This window comes from Roseovarius sp., assembly GCF_965228755.1.
Lineage (GTDB): Bacteria > Pseudomonadota > Alphaproteobacteria > Rhodobacterales > Rhodobacteraceae > Roseovarius.
Map to the genome: position 1 here is coordinate 606,391 of NZ_CBDDIG010000013.1, position 16,455 is coordinate 622,845.

Here is a 16,455-nt window from a genome sequence, read left to right on the forward strand (position 1 = left end):
GTACGAGTGGAGTAGAAAACATGTCCTTCAGATACCGGTCACACCGCGAACACGATCACCGCGGCTCTCATCACCGCCATCACGGCTCGGGCGGCACGCGCGGCAGCTCGGCCTGCGAGAAGGCGAGCTCGACCAAGTCCTATCACAATGGCGGCGTCGAAGGGGATTCGCTGCACAAGTGGTACGACGCGCACATGAAGGACGAGTTCCGCGACGGCCATTGGGGCGACGACGGGAAGGACGGCTCCGGCGGGACGAAGGGGTCCGGTGGGACGAAGGGTTCCGGTGGCACCAAGGGCTCCGGTGGGACGAAAGGTTCCGGTGGGACGAAAGGTTCCGGTGGGACCAAGGGGTCCGGTGGGACGAAGGGTTCTGGTGGAACGAAGGGTTCCAGTGGGACCAAGGGGTCCGGTGGCACCAAAGGCTCCGGTGGGGCCAAGGGTTCCGGCGGGACCAAGGGGTCCGGCGGGACCAAGGGGGCCGGCGGCACCAAGGGCTCCGGTGGCACCAAAGGTTCTGGTGGGACCAAGGGTTCTGGTGGGACCAAGGGGTCCGGTGGGACGAAGGGTTCCGGTGGGACCAAGGGGTCCGGTGGAACGAAGGGTTCCGGCGGCACCAAGGGCTCCGGTGGGACGAAAGGTTCCGGTGGGACTAAGGGTTCCGGCGGGACTAAGGGCTCCGGTGGAACCAAGGGTTCTGGTGGGACCAAGGGTTCCGGTGGGACCAAGGGCTCCGGCAGGACGAAGGGTTCCGGCGGCACCAAGGGCTCCGGTGGGACGAAAGGTTCCGGTGGGACTAAGGGTTCCGGCGGGACTAAGGGCTCCGGTGGGACCAAGGGTTCCGGTGGGACCAAGGGCTCCGGCGGGACGAAGGGTTCCGGTGGCACCAAAGGCTCCGGTGGGACCAAGGGTTCCGGCGGGACCAAGGGCTCCGGCGGCACCAAGGGCTCCGGCGGCACCAAAGGGTCCGGTGGCACCAAAGGCTCCGGCGGGACCAAAGGCTCCGGAGGCACCAAGGGCTCCGGCGGCACCAAGGGCTCCGGTGGCACCAAAGGTTCTGGCGGGACCAAGGGCTCTGGTGGCACCAAGGGTTCTGGCGGCACCAAAGGCTCCGGTGGGACCAAAGGCTCCGGCGGGACGAAGGGTTCCGGCGGCACCAAGGGTTCTGGTGGGACCAAGGGTTCCGGTGGCACCAAGGGCTCCGGTGGCACCAAGGGGTCCGGCGGCTCCAAGGGCACTGGCGGCACCAAGGGGGACGAGTATGTCCAGGCCGGCACGTCCCTGCCCGCGTTCACGCCGCATGACGACGACATGGGCGAACTGACCGACGAGGACATTCAGGCGCTGATGAACCAGGAGGTGCCCGAGCACGGCACCGGCGGCACCTATGCCCGGATGGAGATGGACGACGAGTTGGACCACATGGACGTCTGATCCCGAACGGCCCTGAAACACCGACGGCGGCGGTCTTGCCATGAGCAGGCCGCCGCCGTTTTTCTTTTCGCCGCCATGCGCCGCGGCGTGACTGGACGCTTGGAAAGGCTAGCTGTTATCCGTATAAGCCGGGCGACGCCGGGCGGCACACGCCCTGACCCCGCCGATAGCAGGAAAGGCCGCTTTCATGGATCAGTCGCGTCCCGTTCCCGAGGATATTTATGGCGTCGAGAGGTGGAGCCGGGGGCTTGTCACCGTGACGGCCGAGGGCGAGATCGCGCTGTGCGACCCGGCACATCCCGACGCGGCGCCGATTCCGCTGCCCGGTATCCTGCATGACCTCGACGAGCGGGGGATCGCGGCGCCGCTTCTGTTACGGGTGAGCTCGTTCCTCGAGGCCGAGATCAAGCACCTGAACCAGAGTTTTGCCGATGCCATTGCGCGGATGAATTACAAGGCGCCGTACAGGGGCGTCTTCCCGATCAAGGTGAACCAGCAGGCGCAGGTGATCGACCGGATCGTCGAGTTCGGCAAGCCCTACCAATACGGGCTCGAGGCCGGGTCGAAGCCCGAGCTGGTGATCGCGCTGGCGCATCGGTTGTCGAAAGAGGCGCTGATCGTCTGCAACGGGGTGAAGGATGCCGAGTTCGTGCGGCTGGCGATCCTGTCGCGGCGGCTGGGGTTCAACACGGTGATCGTGCTGGAAAGCCCCAAGGAGGCCGAGACGGTCATCGAGGTGAGCCGGGAATTGGGCGAGGAGCCGCTGCTTGGCGTGCGGGTGAAGCTGACCCAGAAGATCGGCGGGAAATGGCAGGAAAGCTCGGGCGACCGGTCGGCCTTTGGCATGAATTCGGACCAGTTGCTGCGGGTGGTGGACCGGCTGCGCGACGAGGGGCTGCTGCATTGCCTGAAGCTGCAGCATTCGCACCTGGGCAGCCAGGTGCCCGACGTGATCGACGTGCGCCGAGCGGTGGCCGAGGCGTGCCGGTATTTCGTGGCGCTGACGGCGGAGGGCGCGCCGCTGACGCACCTGGATTTGGGCGGTGGCCTGGGGGTGGATTACACCGGCGAGAAGAAGGCCAGCGAGAATTCGATCAACTACACGGTCGAGGAATATTGCCACAACATCGTCGAGACCGTGACCTACGCGATGGACGAGGCGGGGCTGACGCATCCGGTTCTGGTGACGGAAAGCGGGCGGGCGCTGGTGGCCACCTCGTCGATGCTGATCTTCGAGGCGATGGAGAGCACCAATTACGACGCGCCCGATACGCCGGAGCCGGAGGCCGAGGATCATCACCTCATTTCCGACCTTGCGGCGGTGGCGGGCTACCTGGGCCCGCAAAGGGTGCAGGAATGCTGGAACGACGCCATTTACTATCGCGACGAGCTGCGGGCGCTGTTCCGACGGGGTGTGGTCGACCTGCGGCAGATGGCGCGGGGCGAGCGGATCTACCTTTCTCTGATGTCGCGGATCAAGGGGATCGTGGCGGCGCAGGGGGAGGAGAGCGACCTGGGCGAGGACATGCAGAAGATCGCGGATGTGTATCACTGCAACTTCTCGCTGTTCCAGTCGCTGCCGGATGTGTGGGCCATCGACCAACTGCACCCGATCGTGCCGCTGCAAATGCTGGACGTGGCGCCCGACCGGCGGGCGGTGCTGTCGGACATCACCTGTGACAGCGACGGCAAGATCGACCGGTTCATCCTTGGCGACGGGATTGCGCCCTCGCTTCCGGTGCATTCGCTGCCCGAGGACAGGCCCTATTACTTCGGCGTGTTCTTCGTGGGCGCCTACCAGGAGACGCTGGGCGATCTGCACAACCTGTTCGGCGATACCAACGTGGTGACGATCGACCTGCGCCCCGATGGCGGGTTCGACCTGCTGCACGAGCAGGAGGGCGACACGATTGCCGAGGTGATGGCGGCGGTGGAGTTCGACCCGAACGATTGCGTCGCCGCCTTCCGCAAGATGGTGGACGAGGCGACATCGGCCGGCACGGTCAAGACGCGTGAACGCAAGCTGCTGCTCGACGCCTATCGCGACTCGATCAACGGCTATACCTATTACGAGAGACATTCAGGCTGAGGAGAAGACCCATGAGCAAGACGCTAGTTGTGGGCGCCGGTGGCGTCAGCCATGCCGCGGTGCACAAGATGGCGATGAACAGCGATATCTTCACGGATATCACGCTGGCCAGCCGGACGAAGGCGAAGTGCGATGCGATTGCCAAGAGCGTGAAGGAGCGGGTGGGGGTCGAGATCAAGACCGCCGCGCTTGATGCGATGGACGTGGCGGCGACGGTGAAGCTGATCAAGGAGACGGGCGCCGAGCTTCTGGTGAACCTCGCGCTGCCCTATCAGGATCTGAAGCTGATGGATGCCTGCCTTGAAATGGGGTGCCATTACCTCGACACGGCCAACTACGAGCCGGAGGATGAGGCGAAGTTCGAATACAAGTGGCAATGGGCCTACCAGGACAAGTTCAAACAGGCCGGTCTGGTGGCGATCCTCGGCTCGGGGTTCGATCCGGGGGTGACGAGCGTGTTCGCCACGTGGCTCAAGAAGCACAAGCTGAAGTCGATCCGGCAGATCGACGTTCTGGATGCCAATGGCGGGTCGAACGACCAGGCGTTTGCCACCAACTTCAACCCCGAGATCAACCTGCGCGAGGTGTTGCAGGAGGCCAAGCACTGGGAAGGCGGCGAGTGGAAGTTCACGCCGGCGATGACCCACAAGGTGGAGTTCGACTTTCCCGGCATCGGGCCCAAGAACATGTACCTGATGTATCACGAGGAGCTGGAGAGCCTGTCCAAGCACTTCCCCGAGATCCAGCGGGCACGGTTCTGGATGACCTTTGGCGATGCCTATATCATGCATGCCAAGGTGCTGGAGAATGTCGGCATGACCCGGATCGACCCGGTGATGCATAACGGGGTCGAGATCATCCCGATCCAGTTCCTGAAGACGCTGCTGCCCGATCCGGGCGATCTTGGGGAACAGACCAAGGGCAAGGCGTGCATCGGCGATATCGTCACGGGCGAGTCGCAGGAGGGGGGCGAGAAGACCTTCTATATCTACAACATCTGCGACCACGAGGAATGCTATCGCGAGGTCGGGAGCCAGGCGGTGAGCTATACCACGGGCGTTCCGGCGATGATCGGGGCGGCGCAGGTGCTGAAGGGCAACTGGGTCGAGCCGGGGGTGTGGAACATGGAGCAGCTCGATCCGGATGACTTCATGGACATGCTGAACACGCAGGGCCTGCCGTGGCAGGTGCATGAGCTTGGCGGGCCGGTGGAGTTCTGAAGGCTCGGGGCTGAGGCGCGAGGCCCCGGGTCGGGCCCGGGGCGGGTGGCTTGGTGAGGCGCGAGGCCCCGGGTCAGGCCCGGGGCGGGTGGTTTGATGAGGCGCGCGGAATCAAGGCCGAAGGCCGCCGCGCATCGCCGGGCCGCCCCCCGGCACGGCGATTTGGTGAGGTAGGCGCGACGTCGTGAGCTTGGATGTGCCTGGCGGGGATAAAGTGGCAGCCACTGTCGTAGGTTCGCCGCACCGCGGCCCGTCGATGCGCGGCTTCGCAACGGAAACGGGAGGGCGATATGCCTGACATGATGCAGACACAGGCCGGTGAGGCCGGGGCGTTTCTCGAGTTCGACCTGAACCGCGTGCCGAGCCCCTGTTTCGTGGTCGACGCCGCGGCGGTGGAAAGGAACCTGTCGGTTCTGGCCGAGGTGTCGGAGCGGTCGGGGGCGCATGTGTTGTCGGCCTTGAAGGCGTTCTCGATGTTCGCGCTGGCGCCCTTGGTGCGGCAGTACCTGGGCGGCACCTGTGCCAGCGGCATCTACGAGGCGCGGCTGGGGCGGGAGGAGTATGGCGGCGAGGTGGCCACCTTCTGCGCCGGCTACAAGGACAGCGAGATCGACGAGATCATCGCGCTGTCGGATCACGTGATCTTCAACAGCCCGGCGCAGAAGGCGCGGTTTCTGGCCAAATGCCAAGAGGCCGGGCGTCAGGTGGGCCTGCGGATCAACCCCGAGCATTCCGAGGGCGAGGTCGAGAAATACGACCCCTGCGCGCCCTGTTCGCGGTTGGGCACGCCGGTGAGCCAGTTGAATGCCGAGGCGCTGGAGGGCGTGGACGGGCTGCATATGCATACGCTGTGCGAGCAGGGGGTCGAGCCGCTTTTGCGCACGTGGGAGGCGGTGGAACCGCGCTTGCAGCCGTTGCTCAAGGGGTTGAAATGGCTGAATTTCGGCGGCGGGCACCATATTTCGCGCGAGGATTACGACCGGGACACGCTGGTCGATTTCATCCGGCATATCCGCGAGACCTATGGCGTCGAGGTCTACCTCGAACCGGGCGAGGCGGTGGCGCTGGATGCCGGTATCCTTGTGGGCGAGGTGCTGGACCTGCCGGTGAACGGGATGCCGCTGGCGATCACCGATATCTCCGCCACCTGCCACATGCCCGACGTGATCGAGGCGCCCTACCGGCCCGCGCTGATGGGCGAGGCCGAAGCGGGGCAGACCTATCGGCTGGGCGGGCCGTCCTGCCTCGCCGGGGACGTGATCGGGGAGTATACCTGGGCGCATCCACTGAAGATCGGCGACCGGTTCGCGTTTCTCGACCAGGCGCATTACTCGATGGTCAAGACCAACACGTTCAACGGCGTGCCGCTGCCCGCCATCGCGCTGTGGGACAGCCGGACGGACGAGCTGCGGATGATCCGCGAGTTCGGCTACGAGGATTTCAGGGGGCGGTTGTCATGAGCGTGTTTCTCGACAGCGAGTTGACCGAGGCGGAGCGGGGCGAGGAGGCGCGGTTTCGCGTGATCCCGGTGCCGTTGGAGCGGACGGTGTCCTATGGGGCCGGGACGGCCCAAGGGCCGGCGGCGATTATCGAGGCGTCGAACGAGTTGGAGCGGCTGGTTGGGGCTGCGGAGCCCTGCGCGGACGGGATATTCACCGAAGAGCCGGTGGAGTGTGACGGGCCGTTGCCGGAGGTGATGGAGCGGCTGGCCAAGCGGACGGAAGCGGCGGTGAAAGCCGGCCGGGTGGCGGTGACGCTGGGGGGCGAGCATTCGCTGAGCTATGGCGCGGTGAGCGGCGTGGCCCGGGCGCTGGGCCAGCCGGTGGGGCTGGTGCAGATCGACGCGCATGCGGATTTGCGGATTGCGTACCAGGGGGAGAAGCACTCCCATGCTTCGGTGATGCATCTGCTGGCCGAGGACGGGGTCAGGCTGGCCCAGTTCGGCGTGCGGGCGCTGTGCCGGCAGGAGGTGGAGAGCCGCGACCGGAACGGGGTCTTCTTCGTCGATGCCGAGGAGCTGGTGACGGGGAATGTGCATGAGGTGGACCTGCCGGAGGACTTCCCCGAGCTGGTTTATGTGAGTTTCGACGTGGACGGGCTCGACCCCTCGCTGATGCCCGCGACGGGGACACCGGTGCCGGGGGGCTTGGGCTATTACCAGGCGCTGCACCTGGTGGAACACGCCCTGAAGGGGCGGCGCTGCGTCGGGTTCGACGTGGTGGAACTGGCGCCCGACGGCAACACGGCGTGGGATTTCACCACGGCGCAGATTGTCTACCGGCTGATGGCGGGGTGCTAGGGCGCGGGTTCATGGTCAGGCGGTGGGTCTTGGCGCTGGTGATGATGACGGGCGCTGGCGTCGGGCCAGCCGTGGCGGATGACCTGTCGTCTTACGACACGGTCATGATCTGCAAGGGGGACACGCTGTTCGCGGTTCCGGCGCATCCCGGGATTAGAATTAAGGGGATTTCCGTTTCCACACTGGAAGAAGACCGTGACAACCCACGGCGGTTGTTCTGGAAGAAGGGCGATGCGCCGCTCAGGGTCACCGGTTTCACGATCAACACCTTGGTAGGCTTTAACAAAACGGCACCGCCCATTCTCGATCTCCTCCTCGGACGGGCATCGGAATATCGGATCGTACAGCTCAGGATCGGAGCGTTTTACGAGGGAGATCTGGACGACTGGACGGAAGAGTCGCGGCCAAGCGATCTTCCCGATTTGCGGGAATTGCCAGGGCACAATGTCGATCGAATGGATAGTTACCTTCGGCAAAAGCCCACGTTGTTCGAGTTTCCGCTGAAGTTCCGGTGCAGTAAAGGGCTTCCAATCTATAGTGAGGACAGCGAGACGTACCACTGCGGTGCGTTCGGAATTTTGCCAGACGGAACGCGATTCATCGCCAGTTACGACACCGGGCGAGACCTTCCCGGGCACTGGCCGAATGTCGACCAGCCGACCTCCGACTGGGAGGCGCCGATTGCGGAGCTGGAGGAGGCGCTGGGCAATATCGTCGTGGCGTATGGTCCGGGGAACCGGGTGTGCGATTGACGGCCTGTCAGGCCTAGGGCGCGTCGATTTCCAGCACGAAATCGCCCGGCTCGATGGTGTTGACGATGGCGCTGGCGATGTCGTCGCGGATGGCGCCGGTGGAGGGGTCGAAGAGGCCGGTCTGGCGCAGGGCCTGTTTCACGTCGATGTTGCGGCCGAGGTATTCCAGCGCCACGCGGGAGGCGCCGGGTTTGCGGCCGCGGCGGGTGGGGACGCCGGTCTGGATGCCGTAGAGCGCGTCGAGCCGGTGCTGGTAGCTGGGGTAGAGCGTCATCTGGGTGATCGAATTCACCTCGAGGCTTTCGTATTCCATGATGTAGATCCGGTCGGCGAGGAAGAATACGAGCCCCTCGTACTTGTTAAGCCCGGTGGTGCGGCCGGTGGACTGATCGCGCAGGATCTCGATGTTCTTCCAGTAATAGCGCCCCTCGTCGCGGTAGATGGTGGCGAGCGAGCGGAAGACCATGCCCTTGTTGCCGAAGGAATAGAAGTAGCGGAAGTAGAAGCCCGTGTATTTCTGCAGGTCCTGCGAGTGGCCATAGAGGGTTTGCAGGTGGGTGAGGGGGCGTTCCAGCTCTGTCCGTTCGACGGGGCGGCGGCGCAGGGTGATCATCTGCTCGAAATGGGCATGCTCCATCAGGATTTCGGATTCGGTGACGCCGAAATGGTCGCAGATGCGGCGCATGTTGTGGCGCGAGGGGCGCGACTGGCCGTTGAGGTAGCGGTTGAACTGTTGCCGGTTGAGCTTGAGCTTGCGGCAAACCTCGGCGATGGAGCGCTGGTAGCTGCAGAGCAGGTTCAGGTTGGCGCTGAAATCGGTAGCCATGCGGCTATCGCATACTGAAGTGGCAACAGTGTCAAGTCACGAAACCCCGCGAACTTGGAATATATCCCGATCTCGGCGAGGCTCGGGCCGGAACGCGGGCCGGCACGTGCCCCGGCATCGCGCGCGACAGGGAGTGCCCAGAGATGAAGAACGAGTATCCGCAGGAGATCGACGTGATCCCCCATACCACCGTGCCGATGCCGGACGGGACAAGGCTGGCGGCGCGGATCTGGCGGCCGGTGACGGCGGTGGATCAGCCGGTTCCGGTGATCCTCGAATACCTGCCCTATCGCAAGAACGACCTGACGGCGCAGCGCGATGCCACGATGCAGCCGCATCTTGCGGCGCATGGCTATGCGGTGGTGCGGCTCGATCTGCGGGGCGCGGGCGATTCCGAGGGGCTGATGGTGGACGAGTACACCCAGCAGGAGTTGCAGGACGGGTACGACGCCATCGCCTGGCTGGCCGAGCAGCCGTGGTGCGACGGGAATGTCGGCATGATCGGCATTTCCTGGGGCGGGTTCAACGGGTTGCAGATCGCCGCGATGCAGCCGCCGGCGCTTAAGACGATCATCACGCTGTGTTCGACCGATGACCGCTATGCCGACGATATCCACTACATGGGCGGCTGCATGTTGACGGAGCAGCTGGGCTGGGCCTCGGTCATGTTCGCGCGCAACACGTTGCCGCCGGACCCGGAGAACGTGGGCGAGGCGTGGCGCGATATGTGGCGCGAGCGGCTGCGGGGCAGCGGGCTGTGGCTGAAGAACTGGCTGGCGCATCAGCGGCGGGACGATTTCTGGAAACACGGCTCGATCTGCGAGGATTATTCCAGGGTGAATATCCCGGTCTATGCCGTGTCGGGCTGGGCCGATGGCTATTGCCGCACGGTGTTCCGGCTGGTTGAGAACCTGCCCGGCCCGGTCAAGGGGCTGGTGGGGCCGTGGGCGCACCGGTACCCGCATATCGGCGAGCCGGGGCCGAACATGGATTTCCTGAGCGAGGAGCTGCGCTGGTGGGATCACTGGCTGAAGGGCGAGGCGACGGGGATCATGGAGGAGCCGCAGCTGCGGCTTTACATGCAGGACAGCGTGCCGCCCGCCGGGTGGTACGAGAGCCGCCCCGGCCGCTGGGTGGCGGAGCCGTCATGGCCCTCGCCCAACGTGACGCGGACGCCGTTCCACCTTGGGGCGGACGGGGCGCTGTCGCCCGGGAAGCCGGGGGCAAAGGGGAGGCTGGAGCATCACTCGCCGCTCTGGGTCGGCATGGGGTCGGGGAAATGGTGCGCCTATGCCTCGCCCGGCGACGCGCCGATCGACCAGCGGCGCGAGGATGCCGGCAGCCTGTGTTTCGAGACCGCGCCGCTGACCGAACCGCTGGAGATGGCGGGCGATGCCAGCGTGGTGCTGCGGGTGTCGGTCGACCGGCCGGTGGCGATGCTGGCCGCACGGATCTGTGACGTGGCGCCCGATGGGGCCTCGACAAGGGCCAGCTTCGGGGTGTTCAACCTGACCCACCGCGACAGCCACGAGACGCCCGAGGCGCTGGAGCCCGGCAAGGTCTACGAGATCACCATCCCGATGAAGCACGTGGCGCAGAGCTTCCCCGTCGGCCACCGCCTGCGGCTGGGCCTGTCGACCAGCTATTTCCCGATGATCTGGACGGCGCCGGAGGCCGTGACGATGACGGTGCATACCGAGGGCAGCTATCTCGAAATGCCGTTGCGCACGCCCTCGGCGGAGGATGACCGGCTCGCGGAATTCGCCCCCGCCCGACTTCCCCCGCCGCTGGCGGTCGAGGTGCTGGAGCCGGTGGAGGAATTCCAGCGCATCCTCGAGGATGCCGGGACCGGCAAGGTCGAGATGCAGATCGGCGACGGCAGCGGACGGCTGCGGTACCTCGACAACGACCTGACGCTCTACGAGCAGGGCTACGAGCGGTATTCGGTCACCGGCGACGACCCCGACACCACCACGGGCGAGACCGAATGGTATTTCGAGGTGGCGCGCGACGACTGGTCGGTGCGGACCGAGACCAGGACCAAGCTGACCGTGGATGCCCATGTTTTTCACATCTCGGCCCGGATGCGGGCGTGGGAGGGGGAGCAGTTGATCGAAGACCTGACATGGGAAGAGTCGATGGCGCGGGATTTCCAGTAGCTTCGCCATATGGCGCATGAATAGCGTCATTTCGCGAAGTCACGCGAAATGGATCGCGAAACCGGGCTATGACTAGACTTGTGGAAACAAAAAAGAACTGACCAGGGAGTATGACATGACCAAACCGACACTTTCGCGCCGGGGCTTCCTTGCCTCGACGGCCGCCGTAGGCGCGGCGACGATGACGAGCGGCTGGCCCACCATGGGCCGGGCGGAAATGGGCAAGGTGCTGCGCCTGCGCATCGACGGCGACAACAACGTGCTCGACCCCGGCTACATGGTCGGCGGCAGCGAGGTGGAGGCGCAGAAACAGTGCCTGCCGTTCCTTGCCGACTATGTGCAGGAGGGCGACACGTTCACCTGGCAGCCGACGATGTATGTCACCAAGCTGGAACAGCGCGACCCCACGCATATCGACTTCGAGCTGGTCGAAGGGCTGAAATGGTCGAACGGCTATGGCACGCTGAAGGCGTCGGACGTCAAGTTTTCCTACGAGCGGATGAAGGACAGCGACTGGGCCGGGTATTTCGACGCCATGGACCATGTCGAGGTGACGGGCGAGCTGACCGGGACGATCGTGCTGAACAAGCCGTTCGCGCCGTTCTTCATGGTGACGCTCTGCCACGGGCCGGGGGCCATCGTGTGCGAGCAGGCGGTCAAGGATGCCGGCGGACAGTTCACCGTCGACTTCCCCGCGGTCTGCGGGCCCTACACCTACAGCGCAACGCCCGGCCAGCGGGTGGTGTTCGAGCTGAACCCGGAATGGACCGGCCCGGCGCCGGGCTTCGAGCGGGTCGAGGCGCATGTGATCACCGAGGTCAAGGCGTCGGAGCTGGCCTTCGAGGCGGGCGAGCTGGAATGCACCGAGCTGGGCGCCGACACGCTGGCGCGCTACCAGAAGGACATGCCCGCCGACACCGCCATCACCACGGTGGGCGAGCTGCAATACATGTGGATGGGGATGAACACCGAGCATCCCAAGCTGCAGGACAAGAAGGTGCGGCAGGCGATCCAGCATGCGGTCGACGTGGAGTCGATCCTGCAGGGGGCCTATTCCAACACCACCACCCGGATGCACGGCATCGTCTGCCCCGGCCTGCTGGGCCAGCGGATGGAGACCGGCTACAGCTACGACCCGGCCAAGGCCAAGGCGCTGCTGGAGGAGGCCGGCGTGTCGGGGCTGGAGCTGACCCTGCGGACGCTCAACAACCAGGAGCGGATGCTGACCTCGCAGATCATCCAGGCCAACCTTGCCGCCGTGGGCATCACCGTGAAGGTGCTTCCGGTCGACAGCGGCCCGTTCTGGGAAATGGGCATGGAGAGCAAGGGCGACATGTGGCAGGATCTCGAGCTGTGGATCATGCGCTACGGTACCACGCCCGACCCCTACGAGGCGACGCAGTGGTTCGTCTCGGACCAGGTGGGCGTGTGGAACTGGGAGCGCTGGACCGACGAGGAGTTCGACCGGCTTTACGACGAGGGGCTGGCCGAGACCGACGAGGCGAAGCGGGCCGAGATCTACATCCGGATGCAGGAGATCATGGAAGAGACCGGCGCCTATGTCTGGATCAACCACGAGCCTGAATCCTTTGCCCACCGATCGGACATCACGATCAACTCCGCCCCCTCGGGCGAGCTGAACTACCGCAAGTTCAAGCAGGGCTGACGGTGTGACGGCCCCGCGCCGCCGGGCGCGGTGCGGGGCCCATCCGGCTGGGGGAGAGACCGGTGCTTTTCTATCTCATCAAACGGCTCGGCCTGTCCGCGCTGGTGATCGTGCTGGTGGTGCTGGTGCTGTTCTCGCTCCTGTACCTGATCCCCGGCGATCCGGCGACCATCGCGCTGGGCCCGCGGGCCACGCCCGAGGCCATCGCGCGCTATGCCGCCAAGATGCACCTCGACGAGCCGGTGTGGAAACAGTGCCTGATATACATCGGCAACGCCGCGACCGGCGACCTTGGGGTCGACGTTTTTTCCAACCGGAACGTGACGGCGGTGGTGGCCGACCGGATCGGCTTCACGCTGGCGCTGATCTGTGCCTCGATGGGCTGGGCGGTGCTGCTGGGGCTGCCGCTGGGCTGCCTGGCGGCTGTGCGGCCCAACAGCTGGCTGGACCGGATCACCGGGGTGCTGTCGGTGGGCACGATTGCCGTGCCGTCCTTCCTGGTGTCGATCTGGGCGCTGCTGATCTTCGCGGTGGAGTTGCGCTGGCTGCCGGCCATCGGCGCGGGTGAGCCGGGGGATGTGTCGGACCAGTTGAGCCACCTGATCCTGCCGGCCTTTGCCGTGGGGCTGAGCTGGGTGGGGTACCTGGCCCGGATGGTGCGCGCCTCGATGCTGGAGGTGATGGCGGAGCCGTATATCCGCTCGGCCCGGGCGTTCGGCCTGCGGCCGCGCAAGATCGTCTATGGCTACGCGCTGCGGGTGGCGATCCTGCCGACGATCACGCTCATTGGCATGGGTTTCGGCGGGCTGATCTCGGCCGCGGTCTTTGCCGAGATCATCTTTGCCCGACCCGGTATCGGCAAGCTGATCTACGACGCCGTCATGGCGCGCAACTTTCCCGTCGTGCAGGGCGCGGTGCTGGTGGCCACGGCCATGTATATCGCCATCGTCCTGATGTCCGACCTCCTGATAGCCTGGTTTGATCCCCGTGTCCGTGAATCCCTCTGAGTCCCCCTCCGACAAGGATGTCGGCGAGCCGACGCTCGACAGCTCCGGCCTGCCCGAGCATGCCTCGGCCGCGGAAATGCGGGAATCCGCGGCGCGCGAGCGGCGCGAGAAGCTGAAGATGTTCCTGACCAACTGGCAGGGGGTGATCGGCCTCGTGCTGGTGATCCTGTTCTTCGTGACCGCCATCTTCGCGCCGTTCTTCGCCACGCATGACCCCAACGCGCTGGATATCCCGGCGCGGCTGTCCTACCCGACGCTGGACCATATCGCCGGGACCGACCAGCTGGGCCGCGACACCTATTCGCGCATCCTGTATGGCGGGCGCGTGGCGCTGAAAGTGGCGGCCATCGGCGTGTCGGTGTCGCTGGTGATCGGGCTGATCCTCGGCATGATCGCGGGGTACGGGCCGCGCTGGCTGGACAATTTCCTGCTGCTGGTCTTCGACACGGTGCGGGCGTTTCCGACGATCGTTCTGGCGCTGGCCACGGTGGCGCTGACGGGGCCGAGCCTGGCCATCGTGCTGACCATCGTGATCGTGACGTCGATCCCGCAATATGCCCGGGTGGCGCGGACGGCGACGATGACCCTGCGCAACACCGATTTCATCATGGCGGAGCGGTCGCTGGGCGCCTCGACGGGGCGGATCCTGATGCATCACATCATGCCGAACGTGGTCGGGCCGCTGCTGATCCTTGCCGCGATGGACGTGCCGGTGGTGGTGACGGTCGAGGCGGGCCTCAGCTTCATCGGTCTGGGCGTGCTGCCGCCCACGGCAAGCTGGGGCACCATCCTGAACGAGGGTTACCTGGTGATCCGCGACACGCCGTGGATGGTGGTGGCCGGGGGCATTCCGCTGATCCTGACGACGCTGGGCTTCACCTTCCTGGGCGAGGCGCTGCGCGACGTCTTCGACCCCCGCATGGGCAAAGGACGCTGAGCATGGCCAAGGACATGGGCACCGCCCCCGAAACGCTTCTGGACATCCGCAACCTGTCGGTCGACTTCCGCACCGCGCGCGGCCGGGTCAAGGCGCTGCGCGACATCACCTTCCCGGTCAGCAAGGGCCGGATCATGGGGATCGTCGGCGAAAGCGGCTCGGGCAAGAGCACGGTTTTGTGGTCCATTCTCGGCCTGCTGGCGGGCAATGCCGAGGTGATGGGCGGCGAGATCCTGTTCCAGGACGACGACATGCTGCGCAAGGGGCAATCGGCCATGCGGGCGACGCGGGGCGAGGATATCTCGGTCGTGTTCCAGGACCCGATGACCAGCCAGATCCCGGTGCTGAACTATGCCCGGCAGATGTTCGACATCCTCTATCGCCGGCGGAACATGTCGAAGGCCGAGAAGCGCAAGGCGGCGGTCGAGATGATGCGCAAGGTGGGCATCCCCGATCCGGACAGCCGGATCGACCAGTACCCGCACCATTTCTCGGGCGGGATGCGGCAGAGGGCGGGGATTGCCATGGCGCTCCTGACCGGGCCGAAGCTTCTGCTGGCGGACGAGCCGACCACGGCGCTCGACGTGACGATGGAGGCGCAGATCATCAACCTGCTGCGCGAGTTGCAGAGCGACCTGGAGGCGACCATCGTGCTGGTCTCGCACAATCTCGGCCTGATTGCCGAGCTGTGCGATGACGTGGTGGTGATGTATGCCGGCGAAGTGGTCGAGGTCGGCACGGTGCACGAGATCTTCCACGACGCGCAGCACCCCTATACCCGCGCCTTGCTGGAATGCGACCCGGCGCGGATTTCCGACGTGTCGCGCCGGCTGCCGGTCATTCCGGGCGACATTCCCGACCTGACCAAGCCGCAGGAGGGCTGCATCTTTGCCAGCCGCTGCCAGCGGCGGATGCCAGAATGCCGGACCATCGAGCCGCCCACGGCGATGCGCCCCTCGGGCGGCTATGCCAATTGCCACCTGCTGACCGGTCCGCTGGAAGACCCCGACTGGCCCCCGCCGCTGGACGTGCTGACGGTGCGGAGCGGGGAAAGCGCGGTGGCCGTGAAGAAGGCGCCGGAGGGCAAGCCGCTTCTGGAGGTGGAGAACCTCAACGTCCGCTTCCGCACGCTTGGCCCGGTCAAGGCGCGGCTGCGGGGGGTCGAGGACCCGTTCGTCGATGCCGTGCTCGACGTGAGCATAAGGGTGCGGCCGGGCGAGACGGTGGGGCTGGTGGGCGAAAGCGGCTCGGGCAAGACGACGCTGGGCCGGACGATCCTCAACCTGCAGCATGCCGACAGCGGCAGCGTGCAGTTCGAGGGGCAGGAGATCAGGAACATGCCCGAGGCGCGGTTCAAGCCGCTGCGCCGCGACATGGCGATGATGTTCCAGGACCCGATCGGCTCTCTCTCGCCGCGCAAGTCGGTGCGGGCGCTGATCACCGAGCCGTTGCAGGTGCATGGAGTGAGCGGCGTGAACCTCGACGAGGAGGCCGAGCGGCTGGCCGACATGGTGCGCCTGCCCAAGCCGTTCCTGACGCGCTATCCGCACGAGCTGTCGGGTGGACAGGCGCGGCGGGTGGGCGTGGCCCGCGCGCTGGCGCTGAACCCCAAGCTGATCATTGCGGACGAGCCGACCGCCGGGCTTGACGTGTCGGTGCAGGGCGAGGTGCTCAACCTGATGGCCGACCTTCAGGCCGAGCATGGGCTGGGCTACCTGATCATCACCCACAACCTGCCCGTGGTGCGGCATATCAGTGACCGGATCGCCATCATGTATCTCGGCCGGATTGTCGAGGAGGGGCGGGCGGCCGATATCTTCTCGAAGCCGCTACACCCCTACACCCAGGCGCTGGTCGAGGGCGTGCCACGGCCCGACCCCGACAAGCGGCTGACCCATGTCGCCGTCAGGGGCGAGGTGCCGAGCCTTCTCAACCGGCCCAAGGGTTGCGATTTCGCGACGCGCTGTCCTTACGCGCAGGACAAATGCCGGGCCGAGAAACCGGGGCACGAAATTCGGGCAGACGGGCGCAGCCACGCCTGTTTCTTCCCCCTTCACTAGACCAAAA

The 16,455-nt window shown here is 65.7% G+C and carries 12 protein-coding genes; 11 read left to right on the top strand and 1 reads right to left on the bottom strand.

Annotated features, from left to right (window positions below; genetic code table 11):
• The first annotated feature begins 20 nt into the window (after window positions 1–20).
• The 6 genes from ACO07J_RS21200 (at window position 21) to ACO07J_RS21225 (ending at window position 7,793) form a co-directional block, all read left to right on the top strand.
• Window positions 21–1,433, top strand: coding sequence for a hypothetical protein (locus ACO07J_RS21200; protein WP_422032679.1), 1,413 nt, complete (start codon window positions 21–23; stop codon window positions 1,431–1,433).
• Window positions 1,434–1,620: 187 nt separating this feature from the next.
• A complete protein-coding gene (gene speA / locus ACO07J_RS21205) occupies window positions 1,621–3,522 on the top strand; it encodes a biosynthetic arginine decarboxylase (protein ID WP_422032681.1) in 1,902 nt (633 codons plus the stop codon).
• Between the two features lie 11 nt (window positions 3,523–3,533).
• Window positions 3,534–4,742, top strand: a complete 1,209-nt coding sequence (locus ACO07J_RS21210) for a saccharopine dehydrogenase family protein (protein WP_422032683.1) — start codon at window positions 3,534–3,536, stop codon at window positions 4,740–4,742.
• Window positions 4,743–5,032: 290 nt separating this feature from the next.
• Window positions 5,033–6,202: a carboxynorspermidine decarboxylase gene (gene nspC, locus ACO07J_RS21215; RefSeq protein WP_422032685.1), complete on the top strand. Its 1,170-nt coding sequence runs from the start codon at window positions 5,033–5,035 to the stop codon at window positions 6,200–6,202.
• The gene (gene speB, locus ACO07J_RS21220; RefSeq protein ID WP_422032687.1) at window positions 6,199–7,041 is read left to right on the top strand and encodes an agmatinase; all 843 of its coding nucleotides are present in this window, start codon (window positions 6,199–6,201) and stop codon (window positions 7,039–7,041) included. The genes nspC and speB overlap by 4 nt, the downstream gene beginning before the upstream one ends.
• A 29-nt stretch (window positions 7,042–7,070) precedes the next feature.
• The gene (locus ACO07J_RS21225) at window positions 7,071–7,793 is read left to right on the top strand and encodes a hypothetical protein (protein ID WP_422032689.1); all 723 of its coding nucleotides are present in this window, start codon (window positions 7,071–7,073) and stop codon (window positions 7,791–7,793) included.
• A 13-nt stretch (window positions 7,794–7,806) separates the two neighbouring features.
• Here the strand turns inward: ACO07J_RS21225 and ACO07J_RS21230 are convergent, their stop codons facing one another.
• Window positions 7,807–8,619, bottom strand: coding sequence for a helix-turn-helix domain-containing protein (locus ACO07J_RS21230; RefSeq protein ID WP_422032691.1), 813 nt, complete (start codon window positions 8,617–8,619; stop codon window positions 7,807–7,809).
• A 143-nt stretch (window positions 8,620–8,762) separates the two neighbouring features.
• Between ACO07J_RS21230 and ACO07J_RS21235 the strand changes: the two genes are divergently transcribed.
• The 5 genes from ACO07J_RS21235 (at window position 8,763) to ACO07J_RS21255 (ending at window position 16,448) form a co-directional block, all read left to right on the top strand.
• Complete coding sequence (locus tag ACO07J_RS21235; RefSeq protein ID WP_422032693.1) at window positions 8,763–10,778, top strand: CocE/NonD family hydrolase; 2,016 nt, start codon at window positions 8,763–8,765, stop codon at window positions 10,776–10,778.
• Between the two features lie 115 nt (window positions 10,779–10,893).
• Window positions 10,894–12,444 (top strand): ABC transporter substrate-binding protein, encoded by a 1,551-nt coding sequence (locus tag ACO07J_RS21240; RefSeq protein WP_422032695.1) that lies wholly within the window; start codon window positions 10,894–10,896, stop codon window positions 12,442–12,444.
• 62 nt (window positions 12,445–12,506) lie between these two features.
• On the top strand, window positions 12,507–13,451 hold the full coding sequence (locus tag ACO07J_RS21245) for an ABC transporter permease (RefSeq protein ID WP_422032697.1): 945 nt from the start codon (window positions 12,507–12,509) through the stop codon (window positions 13,449–13,451).
• Window positions 13,438–14,388: an ABC transporter permease gene (locus ACO07J_RS21250; protein WP_422032699.1), complete on the top strand. Its 951-nt coding sequence runs from the start codon at window positions 13,438–13,440 to the stop codon at window positions 14,386–14,388. Before ACO07J_RS21245 ends, ACO07J_RS21250 begins: the two co-directional genes overlap by 14 nt.
• Window positions 14,389–14,390: 2 nt before the next feature.
• Entirely contained in the window at window positions 14,391–16,448 is a 2,058-nt protein-coding gene (locus ACO07J_RS21255) for a dipeptide ABC transporter ATP-binding protein (protein WP_422032701.1), read from the top strand.
• Window positions 16,449–16,455: the final 7 nt, after the last annotated feature.

Coding starts and splice junctions, on each gene's coding strand:
- speB (WP_422032687.1), top strand. CDS start 6,199: ATGAGCGTGTTTCTCGACAGCGAGTTGACCGAGGCGGAGCGGGGCGAG.
- ACO07J_RS21210 (WP_422032683.1), top strand. CDS start 3,534: ATGAGCAAGACGCTAGTTGTGGGCGCCGGTGGCGTCAGCCATGCCGCG.
- ACO07J_RS21200 (WP_422032679.1), top strand. CDS start 21: ATGTCCTTCAGATACCGGTCACACCGCGAACACGATCACCGCGGCTCT.
- speA (WP_422032681.1), top strand. CDS start 1,621: ATGGATCAGTCGCGTCCCGTTCCCGAGGATATTTATGGCGTCGAGAGG.
- ACO07J_RS21235 (WP_422032693.1), top strand. CDS start 8,763: ATGAAGAACGAGTATCCGCAGGAGATCGACGTGATCCCCCATACCACC.
- ACO07J_RS21240 (WP_422032695.1), top strand. CDS start 10,894: ATGACCAAACCGACACTTTCGCGCCGGGGCTTCCTTGCCTCGACGGCC.
- ACO07J_RS21255 (WP_422032701.1), top strand. CDS start 14,391: ATGGCCAAGGACATGGGCACCGCCCCCGAAACGCTTCTGGACATCCGC.
- ACO07J_RS21230 (WP_422032691.1), bottom strand. CDS start 8,619: ATGGCTACCGATTTCAGCGCCAACCTGAACCTGCTCTGCAGCTACCAG.
- nspC (WP_422032685.1), top strand. CDS start 5,033: ATGCCTGACATGATGCAGACACAGGCCGGTGAGGCCGGGGCGTTTCTC.